Genomic DNA, 16,210 nt, shown 5'->3' with positions numbered 1-16,210 from the left:
GGCCTTCCGGTTCGGTGTGGATTGCGACGTCTACCCCGACAGAAAGGCCCTCGTGCCCCACCGTAATGCACCCCTGACCGAGACCGGACGTCTGCGTCTGGCCCGCTGCGTGGTCGAGGACGGCTGGCCCCTGCGACGCGCCGCGGAACGCTTCCAGGTCTCACCCACCACCGCCCAGCGGTGGGCCGCCCGCTACCGCGAGCACGGCGAGGCCGGAATGACCGACCGCTCCTCACGACCGCACCGCAGCCCCCACCGGACGCCGACCCGGACCGAGCGCCGGATCATCAACGTCCGGCTCACGCGGCGGTGGGGACCGGCCCGCATCGCCCACCTGCTGGGCCTGGTGCCCTCGACCGTGCACCGGGTCCTGAACAGGTTCGGCCTGGCCCGTCTGTCCCACCTGGACCGGGCCACCGGACATGTGATCCGCCGCTACGAACGCGACCGGCCCGGCGAGCTGGTCCATGTCGACATCAAGAAGCTCGGCAACATCCCCGACGGCGGCGGCCACAAGACCCTGGGCCGCCAGGCCGGCCGCAGGAACCGCTCGAACGCCGGCTACAGCTACCTGCACACCGCCGTCGACGACCACTCCCGCCTCGCCTACAGCGAGATCCTCACCGACGAGAAGAAAGAGACCGCCACCGGCTTCTGGCACCGGGCCCACGCCTTCTTCGCCGAGTACGGGATCACGGTCGAGCGGGTGCTGACCGACAACGGATCCTGCTACCGCTCACGCGACTGGCGAGATGCGCTGGCAGCGGCCGGGATCGCCCACAAGCGCACCCGGCCCTACCGGCCCCAGACCAACGGCAAGGTCGAACGCTTCAACCGCACCCTGCTCGACGAATGGGCCTACGCCCGCCCCTACCGCACGGAGACCGAACGACGCGACGCCTTCCCCGGCTGGCTGCACTCCTACAATCACCACCGCGGACACACCGCGCTGAAAGGCCAACCACCCGCCAGCCGCGTCCCCAACCTCACAGGGCAATACAACTAGAGCGCGGGTGTGCCCGTCATGGCCGCCCCCGTCCGCGACTCGGAGCGCCGCCGGAGTGATCCGAGCCGTGCCCGGCCGGGCGGAGCGTCAGGTGGCGGTGGGCCAAGTGCGCAGGAGGGCGGCGATCCTCCCGGCGGTGCACATGGGGTCGAGGAGCAGGTCCTTGAGGGCGACGGCGTCCTCGCGGGCCGGCTTGACGGGGATCCCGGCGGCTTCGAGGTACATGACGCCGGTGGCGGCGGCGACGGCCATGTTGGAGCGCTCCAGCCAGCGGCAGCGGCCCAGCGTGTGCACCAGGGCGCCGGCCTTGGCGTAGGGGCCGTCGTAGATGGGCTGCTCGAAGAGTTCGGCCCGGTGGCGGGCGACCGCCGAGACGGGGACGCCGTAGTCGTCGGGGGCCGGGTCGTTGGCGCCGGCGGCCTCGGCGACCTGCAGGATCCAGGGCACGTCGATGTGCAGTTCCATCAGGCGGCGCGTGCTCCGTCGGATGCCTGCTGGGCCTCTTCGGCCTCGTCGAAGACCGACTGGTGGTCGGCCAGGAACCGGGCGGCGGCGTCCACGGCACGGGCGCGCAGGCCACTGGTGTCGTCCTGCACGAGGCGGGCGAGGTAGTCGCCGATGCTCAGGCCGAGGTCGGCGGCGCGTCGCCTCGCCAGTTCCGCGACGTCCTCGTCCACTCGCGCGCCCAGCTGTGTTTTCGCCATATCGGGATGGTAACAGCTGTTACCGGGATGTCGGCGGGTGAGGCGCAGGTCCGCAGGTCCGATGCGGCGCCCACGGCCATGCGCTCCAGTCCGCCACCGTCAGCCCCGGCGCGTTGGCTTAGGTGTTCACTCCGTTCCCGAGCTCTTCGCCGCCCCCGCCCCCGCACTCGGCGGCTCGGCCACCGCCGTGAGCGGGCGGGCGATGTCCTCCAGCGAGCGGCGTTCCGCGCGTACCGCCAGGAAGGCGGCGACCAGGCCGGCCAGGCACATCAGGGACGCGCCGATCTGGAAGGCGAGGACCGTGTCGCCGACCTTGCCGGTACCGGTGAGTTCGGCGAACAGCAGCGGGCCGCTGATACCGCCGGCCGCGGTGCCCAGGGCGTAGAAGAAGGCAATGGACATCGCGCGGGTCTCCATCGGGAAGATCTCGGAGACCGTCAGGTAGGCGCTCGACGCGCCCGCCGAGGCGAAGAACAGGACCGCGCACCAACAGGCCGTCATCGTGGTCGCGTTGAGCGTGCCCTGGTCGAACAGCCAGGCCGTGCCGAACAGCAGCAGTCCGGAGAGCAGGTACGTCGAGGAGATCATGACGCGCCGGCCGACCGTGTCGAAGAGCCTGCCGAGCAGCAGCGGGCCCATGAAGTTGCCGACCGCGATGACCGCGAAGTAGTAGCCGGTGTTTCCGGTCGGCACGTCGAAGAACGTGGTCAGGATGGCGCCGAAGCCGAAGGTGATGGCGTTGTAGAGGAACGCCTGGCCGATGAAGAGGGAGAAGCCGAGGACGGACCGCCTGCGGTACTTGGCGAAGACGGTGCGACCGATCTCCACGAACGTCACGCTGCGGCGCTGGCGGATGGTGATCTCGCCCTCGGCCGGCGGCAGCGGCTCGCCCCGCTCGGCCTCCACCTTGCTCTCGATGTCCGTGACGATGCGTTCCGCCTCGTCGTCGCGGCCGTGGATGAGCAGCCATCGTGGGCTCTCCGGTACGTGCCGCCGTACCAGCAGGATCACCAGGGCGAGGACGGCGCCGAGCGCGAACGTCAGCCGCCAGCCGAGGTCGGCGGGGAAGATCGACGTGTCCAGCGCGACGATCGACAGCAGCGAGCCGCCGACCGCGCCCAGCCAGAAGCTGCCGTTGATGATCAGGTCGACCCGGCCGCGGTACAGCGCGGGGATCAGCTCGTCGATGGCGGAGTTGATCGCCGCGTACTCGCCGCCGATGCCGAAACCGGTCAGGAAGCGGCACAGGAAGAACCACCAGGTGTCGAACGAGAACGCGGTGAGGGCCGTCGCCCCCAGATAGACCGCGAGCGTGATCATGAAGAGCTTCTTACGGCCCCACAGGTCGGTCAGCCGGCCCCAGAACAGCGCGCCCAGACAGGCGCCGGCCACGTAGAGGGCGGCGGCCAGGCCGGTGACCTGGCCGGAGGTGATCGGCAGGCCGCTGTCGGGCTCGGAGAGCCGGGGGGCGATGCTGCCGACGACCGTGACCTCCAGGCCGTCGAGGATCCATACGGTGCCGAGGCCGATCACGATCGTCCAGTGCCAGCGCGACCAGGGGAGCCGGTCGAGACGGGCTGGGATGTCGGTGGTGACGGTACGGCCGGTCTCGGCCTGCGCTGTGGCCATGGGCTCCCTCCTCGTCGAGCGGAACCCCGTCCGAGTGCCCCCGAGCACGCGGCTCTACGCTTCGGGCGCCCGAGCCCCTTCTCCCCGTGGTCCCGGCCTTGCCGGAGGTGCGGCCGACCACCGTCGGTCGGCGCCGGCGAGGCAGCCCGCCGGGAGCCGGGGTTCAGGAGCCGGGGTGGCAGGATGACGCGGTGTCCGACTCTCTGCGTGAACTGTGGCTTCGCGGCCTCGCCTTCAACACGGCGGCCCCCGCCGACGTGCTGATACGGCTGCTGGACGAAGCCTCCGGCGAGGCAGGCCTGCTGATGTGCGAGGGCCGCGACCTGCCCGACGCCGTCATCGAGGCGGCCGTACACCACCCGGCCGGGCGAATCCGCCGCGCCCTCGCCGGCAACCTGCACGTCGACCCCGCGCGGCTCGCGCCCCTGGCATCGGACCCCTCGGGCCTCGTCCGGGCCCAACTCGCCGGTGGCACCCGGCACAAGCCCCGGCGGGTCCGGCCCCTGCCCGAGGACATCCTCGTCACCTTCCTGACCGCGACGGACGGGGGCGAGGACGGCAGGCTCACCGCGCAGGAGATCGCCGACGAGCTGTGGTCCTCCCGCCAGGTCCCGGTGTCCTTCCCGCGGGACATGGCCGGTCACGACCATCCCGAGATGCGTCTGTACGCCGCCCACCAGTGGCAGTCGCTCACCCCCGCCCAGCGCACAGCCCTGCTCGACGACCCCGACCCCGCCGTACGGGAAGCGGCCCAGCAGGGCAACCGCCGGCTGGACCCGGACGCGGTGGAAGCCGCCCTGCCGTCCATGGCGGACCGCGAAAGGTGGTTCGTGCTCGGCACCTGCGCCCTGTCGCCCGCGGTCGTCGAGCAGTGCTTCGCGGCCGACGAGGTCCGCCCGCTGGCCCGCAACCCCCACACTCCGGCCGACGCCCTGGCCCGGCTCGCCCGCCATCCCGATCCGGTGATCCGCAGGCTGGTCGCCGCCCGCCCCGAGCCGGCAGCGGAGGTGGCGGCGGAGCTGAGGCAGGATCCGGACGTCGAGGTGCGGGTGCGGGCGCGCCTGCGGCCGTCCATCCGTACCCGGGCCGAGTTCGAGGCCGTCGACCGGGTGCTCGGGCACGGTCCCGACTGCACCTGCCCGATCACACTGCCCGGCGCCGAGCCGCTGCCCGACTGGTACATCGCCTGCGCGACATCCCAGGAAGCGGTGCTCCGCCAGGTGGCGGCGAGCTGGCCCGGCCTGCCCGCACATCTCGCCTCGGCCCTCGCGCTCGACGACGACGAGGAGGTACGGATCCGGCTGGCCTGTCACCACCCGCTGGCCCCGCCGCACCTCCTCCTCGACGTCTTCGTGACCCGCCCCGCCCACCGTCCCCACCTGCTGACCCTGCCCGCCCTCCCCCGCACCGGCCTCACCCACCTCATCGACCACCCGGACCCCCAGCTGCGCGCCCTCGCCGCGGCCGACCCCGCCCTGCCGCATCCCCCGCTCACGGACCCCGACCCGGCCGTACGCCACGCAGCGGCCACCAACCCGGCGCTGACGCCCCAGATCCTGGAAGAACTCCTCGCCGACCCCCGCACCGCACAGGGCGCCGCGGCCAACCCCTCCCTCCCCGCCGCCCGCATGCACACACTCCTCGACCGGAGCCGGTAGGCGGTGGGGGCACCCGATGTCACACCGGGCGCCCCTCGCGGGTGATCAGGCGTGGGCGCCGGGCTTGTCGACGACACCCCACGCGGCACGGGCGCTCACCATCAGGCCGTCGTCCCGGGTCTGCCCGAGGTAGGCGTAGCTGTCGGGGTCGAAGAAGATCTCCTGCTTGCCCTGCCAGCCCGCGGCCGTCCTGTCGGTGTAGGTCACGCTCACGCCGATCGCCGCACGGCCCAGGGGGTCCTTCACGCCGGTCGTCACCCGGGCGCCGGGGATCTTCGCGAGCGCCCGGAACAGACCGGCCTGGGCGTTCGGCGGGATCAGCACCGACCGGTACAGGACGTCGATCTCCCGCCAGTCGCGCTCGGCGCGCGTCTCCCCCTCGATGGAGCCGATGGCGTGCTCCTCGCGGATGCGCTTCATCATGCGGTCGGGGTCGGTCGGCAGGGTGGCGAGGAAGCGGTAGAACTGCCGCTGGGAACGGTCGTCGTAGCCCTGCTTCCTCCACTTCTCCTCCTGGTTGGGCCCGTACCAGACCTGGAGCTTGTCCGGATCGAAGTCCGAGATGTCACCGGCCGGGGGGATGCCGGGCAGTCGGGCGTGCCCGGTGCCGTCCCAGCGGGTCCACTCCTCGCTGCTCTGCGGCTTGCCCTGGAAGAAGACGGTGCTCTTCTCGTACACCCACTGCTTCGGGCCGGGTTCGGTGCCGTCGTGCTTCTCGACGGTGGCGGCGGCCAGTTCGAGGGCGTCGGCGGAGGCGCCCGCCGACAGCAGCGTGGGGCCCTGGGCGGGGCCGTGGGTGCTGTCCTCGGGCAGGGTCGCCACGATCCCGGCGGTCACGGCGAGGGCGCCCGCGGTGGCGGCGCCGACCAGGATCGTCCGGCGCCGGGGAAGCGAGGCGCGCGCGGGGCTGCGGGTCTCCTGCCGGAACGCGGCGGTGAGCCGGGCCCGGGGCACGGTGAGCCGGTCGGTGTCGGGAAGGGGTGCGTCGGCGCGCAGGCCGCGGATCTCGGAGAGCTCGTTCATGCGGGGTCACCTTCGTGGATGCGAGCTTCGATGAGGGGGCCGCCGGCCTCGCCGGCCGCGGTGCGCAGCTTCCGGCGGGCACGGTTGAGGCGGGAGCGGACGGTGCCGACGGGAATGCCGAGCGCTTCGGCGATCTCCTGGTAGCCGAGGTCGGCCCAGGCGAAGAGCAGCAGTACGTGCCGGTCGCCGGCGGAAAGACGGGCCAGCGCCCCGGCCAGGGGGCGGGCGGCGGCCTCGGCGGCGAGACGGTCGTCGGCGGAGTCGGTCCAGGTGTCGGCGACCGGGTCGTGGCCGGTACGGGCCAGCAGCTTCAGCGCCTTGACCTCCTCACGGCGGTGCCTGCCGATCTGCTTGGCGGCGATGCCGTACAGCCAGGGCCGCGCGTCGGCGCGGGCCGGGTCGAACCGGTCCCGTATCCGGAAGGCCGTCAGGAACGTCTCGGCGGTCACGTCGTCGGCCGCGTCCCGGCCCAGCCGCCGGGCGACGTACCGGTGGATCGCCGGAGCGTGCCGGTCGAACAGCGCAGCGAAGCACTCGGGTTCGTCGAGTGAGGCCGCGATGAGCTCGGCGTCGCCGCCGGCCAGGTCGGTCATGGACGGTCCGTCCGTCGGCGGGGCAGGTGGATGTCAGGTCGATGGTGGGTGTTCACATCATGTACTTGCCGAGCCGCACCGATCGGGTTCACGCATCCGTGCCGGGCGCCGAACACCGTGGCCTCCTCCCAGCCGCGTTCCGCCGTACGGCACCCGTGGCGGGGTCGTCGACAGTACGCCGGTTCGGAGCGCGCTCCGAACCGGCCTCCGCAAGGGGCGGGCTCGCGGAGCAACTACGAGCCTTCGAGTCAAGTCCGGCCACCGGGGGCACTCCATGCACCACAATGCTGGGAGTCGAGCGAAGGCGCTCGGCCGGAGGGGGAATTGCATCGTGAAGGACGCCGAACTCGTCGAACTCGATCTGCCCGAGGGAGGGACCGTTCTGGTCCGGGCCCATCAAGTGGCCGCCGAGGAAGACTTCGACGGGGACGGGCCCGCCAACGTCGGTCTGCGGGAGGCGCTTTCGTTCTCCGCTGTCAGTTCCGCGCTGCGGGGAGTGGCGATGGACGTGCACCGGGGCGTCGCCGCGGCCGCTCCGGACGTGGTGGAGGTCGAGTTCGGGTTCGAACTGGCCCTGAAGGGCTCGCGCCTGGTCTGTCTCCTGGTCGACGGCGACACGAAGGCCACGATCCGGGTGCGGATGGAGTGGCAGAAGGGCGCGACAGCGGAGAGGCAGTGACCGGTGATGGATCGCTACGAGTCGCTGCTCGCGTCGCTGGGCCGTTTCGTGGTCCGGGTTTCCGGTGCCGAAGTGCCGGGCGGAACGGGCTTCTTCGTCGCCCCCGGTACGGTCCTCACCTGCGCGCACGCGGTGGGGGCCCGTGAGCCGCGTTCCGAGGAACGGGCCGCGGTGCGGCGGGTTCGGGTCTCCTGGGACGGCGGGGAGGGCACGGGCGCGGTGACCGCGCTGCCGCCGGTGCACGACGGCCGGGGGTTATGGCCCTTCCCCGATCTGGCGGTGGTCGAGCTGCCTGAGCCCGTGCCCGATCAGGGCTGGGTGCCGCTGGTCGACACGATGCCCGCCGTCGGCGATCAGCTGTACGCCGCCGGGTACAGCGCGGTGTACGAGAAGGGTGAGCCGCGGCTGGGCGGCACCACGGTGGAGTACGAGTTTCCCCAGGCGTTCGACGGCCATGGGCTGTTGAAGGTCAAGGGAGGGGAACTCCCGCCCGGCATGTCCGGAGGTCCGCTGCTCGTGCCGGGCGAGGGATATGTGTGCGCGGTGGTGACGACGACGCGCAGGGAGGGCTTGCCCCACGGAGGGCTGGCCGTACCGGTGTCCGCGGTGCGCGAGTACTTCCCCGAGCTGTGGGAGCGCAACCAGCGCCCGCCGGCGCACCTCGGTGGATGGCGGCGCACGCTGTCGGCGCTGCGTCACGACTCCGCCTACCGAAGCCTGTTGTCGGACGCGGAGCGGCGGGCTCTGGTGGCGGCCGCGGAGGAACTCCGCCTGGAGCCGGCCGCGTTGTACATGGAGGCCGTCGGCGACCTCGCGCCGCCGCTCGACGGCCCGCTGGAGGACATCGAGGCCGTGCTGCGCGAGTGCGCGGACACGCAGGCGGTCGGGTTCGATGCCCCGCATCCACTGGTCCGGCTCGTCGAGGTCGTGGCGGGCAGGACCTCGGTGGAGGCCGTGGCGCGGCATCTGACGGACCTGGCCGGCCACCTGTCCGCCCGGCTCGGCCTGACCTACAACCCTGCCGCGGCGCCCGTGGTCGAGGCGGTGGCGAAAGGCGGGCCACGGGTCCGTCTGTCGTCGGTGGAGGTCCGTCTGGAACCCGACGGCAGCAATCACCGCCGGAGTCTGCTGAGCATCTGGAAATACCCTGACGTCAACGAGATGCCGGTCCCGGTGCTGTGTCTGGACACACCTATGACGCTCGTTCAGATACGGGAGCAGGTCAAGAAGGTCCTGCCCGGGGCCGTACGGTCGCTCGCCGGTCATGCCGACGATCTGGTGGTGGAGTTCACCTTCCCGAGCCGCATGCTGCACCGGGCCGACGTGGACGAGTGGAACCTGGGAAAGGACTGGGCTCCGCTGGGGGCGCAGTTCATGGTGGTGCTGCGGGCCCTGGACCGGCCGGTGGAGACGCACGGCCACTGGGAGAGACGGTGGAGGAGCCTGCAGTCCGCCGAGGGCGGGGACGCGCGGCCGACCGTGGACTGGGTCGACTGTCGCAACGCCGACACCATCGACAAGCTGTTCGCGACGTTCCAGCGGGCGCCTTCCCTGGCCGTGCTGGCGGTGTCGTACCAGCCCGACAACAAGGCCGGAAAACTCGCCCTCCAGGCGGCGTTGTACGCGGGTGTGCCGGCGGCCATCTGGCCCCGCACACCGTGCCCGACGCACGGCGACGCGCCGGCCGGCCAGGCACCGGCGAAGGAGTCGGCGGACGCCACTGCGCCGGAGGTGCCGTTCGACTGCACCGGGGACCGGTTCCTGGCTGCCGTGGCCCCTCACCTCTCGGACACCGCGCTGTCCGATCTCCCGCAACTGGTGAAGTCGCTGCGGCTGGAGGCACGGGCGCAGGACCATGGGGTGGATCACTGCGGGCGAGGACTCACGCTGCTGTGGGACGACCCCACGCGCTGGTCCCCCACGGACGGCGCCGCGCTGGCGGCACCGGCGCCGGGATGAGGCGCGCACAGGGCGCGACGGCGGATTGAGCCATACCGAGCCGTACCGACAGGGTGAAGGAGCACTGCGAACGTGAGCGACTGGCAGATCTTCCGCGGCACGGGCGAACCGCACGACGGCATCGACACCCTGCCCGAGCCGCCGCAGTGGCGGAACTTCGACGGCGGCCCCGTGCTGCCGCCGGTGACCGGCGGATGGCGGCCCGGTGACCTCGCCCGAGCCGCCTCCTACCAGCCCGATCCCGAGGTCCTGAACCTCGTCAACGCCGCCCTCTACCTGCGTCGCCCCCTGCTGGTGACCGGGAAGCCGGGCGTGGGCAAGTCGACCCTGGCGCTCGCCCTCGCCCACGAACTGGGCCTGGGACCCGTACTGCGCTGGCCGATCACGAGCCGGTCGACGCTGCAGGACGGCCTGTACAAGTACGACGCCATCAGCCGTCTGCACGACGTGGGTCTGAAGAAGCCGCAGTCCGAGACGGACATCGGCCGCTACATCACGCTCGGCCCGCTGGGCACGGCCCTGCTGCCGTACGGCCGCCCCCGGGTCCTGCTCGTCGACGAGATCGACAAGAGCGACATCGACCTGCCCAACGACCTCCTCACGGTCTTCGAGGAGGGCGAGTACGACATCTCCGAACTCGTCCGCGCGGCCCGCGATCAGCCGACGGTGCGGGTCAGTACGTCCGACGGCGCGACGACCGTCCCCGTGGTGGGAGGGCGGGTCCAGTGCCGGGCGTTTCCCGTCATCGTGCTCACCAGCAACGGCGAACGGGAGTTCCCGCCGGCGTTCCTGCGCCGCTGCACTCCGGTGGAGATCCCCTCGCCGTCGCGTCACCGGCTGACGCAGATCGTGCGCGCCAGGCTCGGGGAGGAGATGAGCGCGACGGCGGACGACCTGGTCGACCGTTTCGTGGAGCGCCGGCAGGAGGGCGACCTGGCGACCGACCAGCTCCTGAACGCGGTCTACATGACGTTCCACACCGTGCGGGAGGAAGGGCGGGGGCGGCAGGAGCTGGCCGACCAGCTGATGCGGCACCTCCAGTCGCCCTCGGCGTAGTGGTGGCCTTCGAGCGGCTGCTCGCCGCGCTGGGCGAGGCGGGTGTCGAGGCGTCCGCGGTCGAGGTCGCGGAGGCGGTCTGGCTGGCCGCCCGGATCGAGGCGAGGCAGGGCACCGCGCCCCACCGTGAGTCCCGGTCCCCCGCTTCGGTGCCGGAGCCGTCCGAGGCGCCGGCGCCCTCGACGGCCGATGCGTTCGCCTCCTCCCCTCCCCCGCTCGATCCCTACGGCGACGAGGACGCCGCAGAACCCGCCGTGGAGCCGCAGCCGCCCGTCGGTGAACTGCACGCGGTACACGCCCAACGACGGCGCGCGGCCGAGCCGGTGAGGCCGGCCGTCGCGGTCCGGGTGCCGGCCGCGGCCGCCCTGCCCGGCGGGCTGGACCTGCTGCGGGCCCTGCGTCCCCTCAAGCGGTACGTTCCGTCGACCCGCCATGTCCTCGTCGACGAACAGGCCACCGCGGACCGCATCGCCGAGGAACAGGTGCTGCTGCCACGGCTCGTCGCGGCCCCGGAGCGCTGGCTCAGCCTGGTGATCGTCGTGGACACCGGGCCGTCGATGCTCGTATGGCAGTCCCTGATCCGGGAACTGCGCACCGTGATGGAGCGTCTCGGGGCGTTCCGCGACATCCGCGTCTGGTACCTGCGGCCGAGAAGCGGGGGCGGCGTCGGGATCTGTGCGCGCCCGCACCCCTCCGCCCCGCCGCACGACCCGCGTGAGCTGATCGACCCGTCGGGCCGTCAGGCGGTCCTGGTGGTGAGCGACTGCGTGGACGGCATCTGGCGGTCGGGCGAGGCGGACGCCGTCCTCGGCCTGTGGGGCCACAAGGGGCCGCTGGCCGTTCTGCAGCCACTGCCCCAACGGTTGTGGCACCGCTCGGGAGCCGCCCCGGTCGCGGCCCGCATCCATGCGGGCGCGCCCGGGAGCCCCAACCCGCGGCTCAGGATCGACCCTCACGTCCTGCTGCCCGGCGGTCCGGTCCCGCAGGGCATGCCGGTACCCCTGCTGGAGATCAGTCCCGACTGGCTGAACTCGTGGGCCCGGCTCGTCACCGGCACCGCGTACGGCGGGGTGGACGGGGTGGTGACACTCGTCGGCGCGGACCGCAGCTCCGGGCGGGGGTTGGTCCTGCCCGCGTCCTCCGAGCCGCGGCCGGCGGATTCCGCCGTGGAGCTCGTCAAGCGGTTCCGGGCCACGGCCTCGCCGGAGGCGTTCCGGCTCGCCGGGTACTTCGCGGCGGCGCCTCTGACCCTGCCGGTGATGCGGCTGGTGCAGCGGGTGATGACGCGGTCCCCGCGGCCGGCCCATCTCGCGGAGGTGTTCGTCAGCGGGCTGCTGGTCCGCCGGGACGACGGGGAAGCACCGGAGCAGGCGTCGTACGACTTCGTGCCCGGAGTGCGCGAGGTGCTCCTGGGGACGATCCGCGTGTCCGAGATGAGGCGCGTGGGTGAGGAGCTGTCCGACTACGTCGGTTCCCGCATGGGCCAGGCCCGGGACGCCGCCGCGCTGCTGCGGCTGCCCTGGGGTGCGGGCAACAGGACGATCGAGGCAGCCGAGCAGCCGTTCGCCCGGCTGCCGCCGGAGGTCCTGCGGCGCATGGGCTTCACGCAGGAACAGACGGTGCCCGCGGACACCGCGACGGCTCCGGAAGAGCCGCGATCGCGGGCCGAGCCGGGACACGAGGGCGAGCGGGACGAGGACACCGGCGCGCGGGACCGCCAGGAGTCCCGGCTGACGTGGACGCACATCGGGACGGGGAGCACGGGCGCGTCGCTGTGGCCCGTCAGCAAGGTGTACCAGCCGATGCTCTTCGTGGGTCTGGGCGGGACCGGCGCCCGGATCGGCGCCGAACTGGAGGCGGGGCTGCGCTACTCGCTGTGCGGACCGGACGGTGCGGCACTGACCCACACCGGCCGTCCGCGCCACCAGCTGCCGAGCTACCTGCAGTTCGTCTACGCGGACTACTCCGAGTCCGAGGTGGCCCGGCTGCCGCATCTGAGTGTCGACAGGGCACTGCGGCCCGCGTTCGAGGCCACGGCGCGCGCCACTCACCAGCTCCTCCCCCATGCGGAGAGTTCCCCCGAGGTCACCCGGCTGCTGCGCGCCGCGGCGCACGAGGCGACCAACGCATGGCTGCCGCCCCCCGACGGGGAACCGCGGGTCACTCCGCTCCGCGACGGTGCCGGACAGCTGCCCACGGTCGGGCGTGCCGCGCTCTTCGAGACACTGCGAAGCGGCCTGCGCCCCGTGCTGCAACCGCTCCTGGAAGCCATCGACTCCATCGCCCGCTCCGGCGGTGAACTCATGGAACTCGGCAGAGGGCGAATCCGCGGCTGCGACGTGTTCGTGGCGTTCTCCGTGGCCGGTGGCACCGGCGCCGGCATCTTCCTGGACTACCTGCACCTGATCGGCGAGGCGTTCCGGGCCGCACGATTCCCCGGAGTACGGATCTACCCGCTGGTCGTCATGCCCTCCGCCTTCCCCGACTCGGCCGGGGGCGGCCGGGAGGCGGAACTCAACGCCGCGCGGGCGCTGGTGGACCTGTTCCATCTCGTCGACGAGCAGAACGCGCCCGCCGGCGACGATCCCCTCGAACGGACCTTGCAGATCGAGTATCCGGGCGGCGAGCACATCAGGCTGGCCCCCGCCACGGTACCCACCGCATTCCTGTTCGGCGGGTCCGGCCAGGTGCCCGCCGAGGAGCTGCGCCGCTCCGCCGCCTCACTGGTCATGTCCTTCATCGGCACCGAACCGGCGGCCGCTCCCGACGGGCGCCCGCTGGACGAATACGACACGTTCGCCCACGGATTCACCGACACCGACCTGCACCGCGCCAGGCGCGCCGGCTCCGGCATCGGTGCCAGCGGTGTCTCCACCAGCCTGGTCGCCTCGATGTTCACGCCGGTGGACGAGCTGGCCGACCTGTTCTCCGCCAGGATGCTGGCCGCAGCGGTGCGCGATCTGACCGGACCCGCGGCGGCTTCGCGGCGCGAGTACTGGTCCGTCATCCGCCAGATGTTCACGGACACCGGGCTCGAAGACCTGTGGAACTGTGACGCCCCGCCCGTGCCGGAGCCCGCGGTCACGCCACGCGGTGGCCCCGCCATCGAAGCGGCGCTGGGCGACCGCATCACCCGCATGGAGTCCCAACTCGCACAGCTGCAAAGCCATGTCGCGCTCCACGTCCCTCAGCTCATGGAGCAGTTCTCTCCCCGGGCGGCGATACGCAAGCTGTTGCGCCATGTGGACCCGTTCCGACTCGAACAAGCCCTCTCCGGTGTGCCCGGTTCCGCCGACGAGGTCGAGCAGCTGGGATTCGGCGGCATGCTCAGCCGCCGCGGCGACGAGTACCCACGGCCGTCCGGCATCGACGAGCACGGTCCGGTCGTACCTCATGTCCAGCGCAGACTCGGCGGGTTGGCCAGGGCCCGCTGGGACGATGCCGACGTGGTCGCGGCCCGCGCCGAACAGGACCGCTGGTACGAGTGGCGCGCCCGGAACGTATGGCACGCCGCCGTCCGGGAGCAGCGGGAGCGCTGGTACCCGGCGGTCGCCTCGGCCCAGCGAGAGCTCAGCGAACTGGTCGCGGTATTCCGCGACTTCGCCGAACAGGAGGCTTACGGCTTCGCCGAGCAGGTCCGACGTCTCTACGACGAGCGCGCCGGCACCGCGTTGCTGCTGCCGGCGCGGGAAAACCTGGACGACCTCTATGCCGCGGCGTGCGCACGCCTGATCGCCTCGGAGGCGCCGAGTCCGGACACTCCCGACGGGCCCGCACTGCATCTCCGCATGCTCAACGCGGAGGACTGGCAGATCGCGTACTACCTCGGCCGGCGCGACCGGCAGTCGGCCGTGTACTCGGTCCGGGCGGCTCTAGCGGCACACCTGCGGACGGTACTCCTGGCGCCCCCGACCCACCCGGGCGGCCGCCGTCTGCTGCCGTCCATGACGGCGCTGTTCCAGGCCGCGATCGGCAGGGAGAGCACGGTCGAGGCGGTGCCCCCGGTCGCTGCCCAACTCTTCCGGGCCAAACTCATGGCTCTCCTGCCACCCTGGTTCACCCCGGAGGGCACCGGCCCCTTGAAAGTCCTGGTCCAGTACCCGGCCGTCGAGGACCGCACCGCGGCCGAGGAGTACCTCCGCAACATGCTTCTGCTCCCGAGCCACATGTCCGTCGAGTTCCGGGAGAGCCGGGCCGAGTCCGTCTCCGTGTTGCTCTTCCGCAGCGAGATGGGCCTCACCGACGTACCCGAGGTCCGCGGGGTGCTCCAGGAGTGGGACAGGGCGAGCCTCCAACAGGGCCAGGACGACCTTCTCAAGTGGCGCCAGCGGCTGGGCTATCGGGACGACTGGATGGTCAGCAGCGAGGGTGCCCGGACCTCCGTCCTGCACCATCTGCTGTGCATGATGTGGAACGGCCAGTTGGACGTGGAAGGCGATCCCGCGTCCCCCCGGAGCGTCCGCCTCCTGGTGGCGCCCGGGCATGACGGCGCCGATGCGGCAGGAGTGACACTGCGCCTGGCCGAACCCCCGGCGGGGCTGTCCTCCTGGGCCGGCCTGCTGAAGGCGTACGAGCGGTGGGTGGTGCTGGAGGAGAGCCCCGTCGCCCATGCCTACGGCCAGACGCTCATGAAGACCCTGCCGACCGGTCTGGCCCGGGTGCCGACCGCGCCGTCACGGCTCTTCCTCCAACTGCTCAACGACGTGGCACCGGCCCAGATCACTGTGCTCCGCCGGCAGGCGATGCGGGCCGGGCCGAACGCCGCACACCACCTCACCCCGCTGCGGCACTTCTGGGAGCAGACCTTCCCGGCCGCACTGGACCATCCCTTCCTCGCATCCGGGCGGGCCGCCGCGCCCGACCTCCGTCGCCTCGTACAGGTCTGGGACGGGGGTCCGGACCCGGCTTCCGACGAGGACGGCGACCCGTCGTCCTGGACCGGCCCGCTCCCCTGGGACCAAGGTCCCGAGCGGGTCGCCGCCCCCTGGGACGACAGGGCCTTCGCCCCGTACCGGGAACCGGATCCCAGGGACGGCGAGCCCGATCCCAACGACGACCCCTGGGGAGAGGTCGATCCCGCCCCGGACCCCTCGGACGACGCGTGATCGACGCCTGGGCCGCCCTCGCGGACGCTGCTCCGCTCGTCAGATCGTGGACCGAGCCCCCGGCAGCGCCCCGCCGAAGTCGATCTCCGCGTACCTGCGCTTGACTCCGGCGGCCGTACCGCTCACCGCCGTGGACCCGCCGACCGCAGGGCCGGACGCCGATCCGCGGGCGGTCCACAGCAGACCGTCGGAGTTCTCACCTGGTGCGCCCACCACGACCTCCGCGCGGCCGTCCTTCGTGACGTCGGCGAGGTGCGTGGCGGCGGCGAACCGGTCGCCGCCCTCAGCGGTGCCGGGCACGCCGCCGGTGTTCTGGGTGTAGGCCGTCGCCCCGGCCGTGGTGAGACCGGCCGCCGATCCCCGCAGCAGCGTCGCCGCACCCGCGTACGTCGCGGACCCGACGGCCTCCCCCGGCGCGCCGACCAGGACGTCGGCGTACTTGTCACCGTTGGTGTCGCCGACACCGAGGGACATGCCGAACTGGTCACCGTCCTCGCCGGTGCCGGGCACACCCGCGGTGTCCTGGTGGATGACCCGCGGCTTCTGTTCGGGTGCGATGCCGTTGCTGAGAGCCTCAGTGGCTCTCAGTATTCCGGGTATTTCGGCCCGGAAGGTCCGTCACATCGCCGAAGCGTCAGGGGCTTCGGTTTGAGGACGGTCTCTCGTTTCCTTCTGCCGCTGGTGCGGCAGGGTTGCGCCACCTGCCCGCCCCGCCTCCGCCTTGCGGCGGGGGCGGGTGGTGCGGGTCTTGTGGTCGGCTCCACGAGGCTTCGACGCCACCGGGGTGGTGTCCTGGTC

General features: G+C 72.3%; 12 protein-coding genes and 1 pseudogene. 6 read left to right on the top strand and 7 right to left on the bottom strand.

The window, feature by feature from the left end; all coding sequences use genetic code 11:
• Positions 1–52: 52 nt before the first annotated feature.
• Positions 53–1,006, top strand: a complete 954-nt coding sequence (locus ABT296_RS33275) for an IS481 family transposase (RefSeq protein ID WP_351932948.1) — start codon at positions 53–55, stop codon at positions 1,004–1,006.
• Between the two features lie 87 nt (positions 1,007–1,093).
• Here the strand turns inward: ABT296_RS33275 and ABT296_RS33270 are convergent, their stop codons facing one another.
• The 3 genes from ABT296_RS33270 to ABT296_RS33260 all read right to left on the bottom strand — a co-directional run bounded on the left by ABT296_RS33270 (position 1,094) and on the right by ABT296_RS33260 (position 3,339).
• On the bottom strand, positions 1,094–1,471 hold the full coding sequence (locus ABT296_RS33270; protein WP_351932946.1) for a fic family toxin-antitoxin system, toxin component: 378 nt from the start codon (positions 1,469–1,471) through the stop codon (positions 1,094–1,096).
• Positions 1,471–1,710 carry a hypothetical protein gene (locus ABT296_RS33265; RefSeq protein WP_351932944.1) on the bottom strand — a complete coding sequence of 80 codons (240 nt, stop codon included), beginning with the start codon at positions 1,708–1,710 and terminating at the stop codon, positions 1,471–1,473. Before ABT296_RS33265 ends, ABT296_RS33270 begins: the two co-directional genes overlap by 1 nt.
• A 126-nt stretch (positions 1,711–1,836) precedes the next feature.
• A complete protein-coding gene (locus tag ABT296_RS33260) occupies positions 1,837–3,339 on the bottom strand; it encodes an MFS transporter (RefSeq protein ID WP_351932942.1) in 1,503 nt (500 codons plus the stop codon).
• 191 nt (positions 3,340–3,530) lie between these two features.
• On the opposite strand from ABT296_RS33260, the gene ABT296_RS33255 reads away from it, so the two are divergent.
• Positions 3,531–4,997 carry a hypothetical protein gene (locus tag ABT296_RS33255; RefSeq protein ID WP_351932940.1) on the top strand — a complete coding sequence of 489 codons (1,467 nt, stop codon included), beginning with the start codon at positions 3,531–3,533 and terminating at the stop codon, positions 4,995–4,997.
• Between the two features lie 45 nt (positions 4,998–5,042).
• Here ABT296_RS33255 and ABT296_RS33250 read toward each other — a convergent pair whose 3' ends face one another.
• Together ABT296_RS33250 and ABT296_RS33245 are read right to left on the bottom strand one after the other, a co-directional pair.
• On the bottom strand, positions 5,043–6,020 hold the full coding sequence (locus ABT296_RS33250) for a CU044_5270 family protein (RefSeq protein WP_351932938.1): 978 nt from the start codon (positions 6,018–6,020) through the stop codon (positions 5,043–5,045).
• Complete coding sequence (locus ABT296_RS33245) at positions 6,017–6,613, bottom strand: RNA polymerase sigma factor (protein ID WP_351932936.1); 597 nt, start codon at positions 6,611–6,613, stop codon at positions 6,017–6,019. The genes ABT296_RS33250 and ABT296_RS33245 overlap by 4 nt, the downstream gene beginning before the upstream one ends.
• A 331-nt stretch (positions 6,614–6,944) precedes the next feature.
• On the opposite strand from ABT296_RS33245, the gene ABT296_RS33240 reads away from it, so the two are divergent.
• The 4 genes from ABT296_RS33240 (at position 6,945) to ABT296_RS33225 (ending at position 15,412) form a co-directional block, all read left to right on the top strand.
• Complete coding sequence (locus tag ABT296_RS33240; protein WP_351932934.1) at positions 6,945–7,292, top strand: CU044_2847 family protein; 348 nt, start codon at positions 6,945–6,947, stop codon at positions 7,290–7,292.
• A 6-nt stretch (positions 7,293–7,298) separates the two neighbouring features.
• On the top strand, positions 7,299–9,251 hold the full coding sequence (locus tag ABT296_RS33235; RefSeq protein ID WP_351932933.1) for a VMAP-C domain-containing protein: 1,953 nt from the start codon (positions 7,299–7,301) through the stop codon (positions 9,249–9,251).
• 72 nt (positions 9,252–9,323) lie between these two features.
• Positions 9,324–10,307, top strand: coding sequence for an AAA family ATPase (locus ABT296_RS33230; protein WP_351932931.1), 984 nt, complete (start codon positions 9,324–9,326; stop codon positions 10,305–10,307).
• Entirely contained in the window at positions 10,307–15,412 is a 5,106-nt protein-coding gene (locus ABT296_RS33225) for an SAV_2336 N-terminal domain-related protein (protein WP_351932929.1), read from the top strand. The genes ABT296_RS33230 and ABT296_RS33225 overlap by 1 nt, the downstream gene beginning before the upstream one ends.
• A gap of 39 nt (positions 15,413–15,451) precedes the next feature.
• Here ABT296_RS33225 and ABT296_RS33220 read toward each other — a convergent pair whose 3' ends face one another.
• Both ABT296_RS33220 and ABT296_RS33215 read right to left on the bottom strand, forming a co-directional pair.
• On the bottom strand, positions 15,452–15,922 hold the full coding sequence (locus tag ABT296_RS33220) for an integrin alpha (protein WP_351932927.1): 471 nt from the start codon (positions 15,920–15,922) through the stop codon (positions 15,452–15,454).
• A 108-nt stretch (positions 15,923–16,030) separates the two neighbouring features.
• Positions 16,031–16,210 (bottom strand): annotated as a pseudogene (locus ABT296_RS33215) (hypothetical protein); the annotation flags it as partial.

Origin of the sequence: Streptomyces sp. NPDC000983, assembly GCF_040299205.1 — a bacterium.
Lineage (GTDB): Bacteria > Actinomycetota > Actinomycetes > Streptomycetales > Streptomycetaceae > Streptomyces.
Note: the sequence above shows the minus strand (reverse complement) of the source record. Positions and strands in the feature narration are given on the sequence as shown.

Bases quoted from the DNA above. Each gene is read 5' to 3' on its own strand.
- ABT296_RS33260 (WP_351932942.1), bottom strand. From the start codon at position 3,339: ATGGCCACAGCGCAGGCCGAGACCGGCCGTACCGTCACCACCGACATC.
- ABT296_RS33270 (WP_351932946.1), bottom strand. From the start codon at position 1,471: ATGGAACTGCACATCGACGTGCCCTGGATCCTGCAGGTCGCCGAGGCC.
- ABT296_RS33250 (WP_351932938.1), bottom strand. From the start codon at position 6,020: ATGAACGAGCTCTCCGAGATCCGCGGCCTGCGCGCCGACGCACCCCTT.
- ABT296_RS33265 (WP_351932944.1), bottom strand. From the start codon at position 1,710: ATGGCGAAAACACAGCTGGGCGCGCGAGTGGACGAGGACGTCGCGGAA.
- ABT296_RS33245 (WP_351932936.1), bottom strand. From the start codon at position 6,613: ATGACCGACCTGGCCGGCGGCGACGCCGAGCTCATCGCGGCCTCACTC.
- ABT296_RS33235 (WP_351932933.1), top strand. From the start codon at position 7,299: ATGGATCGCTACGAGTCGCTGCTCGCGTCGCTGGGCCGTTTCGTGGTC.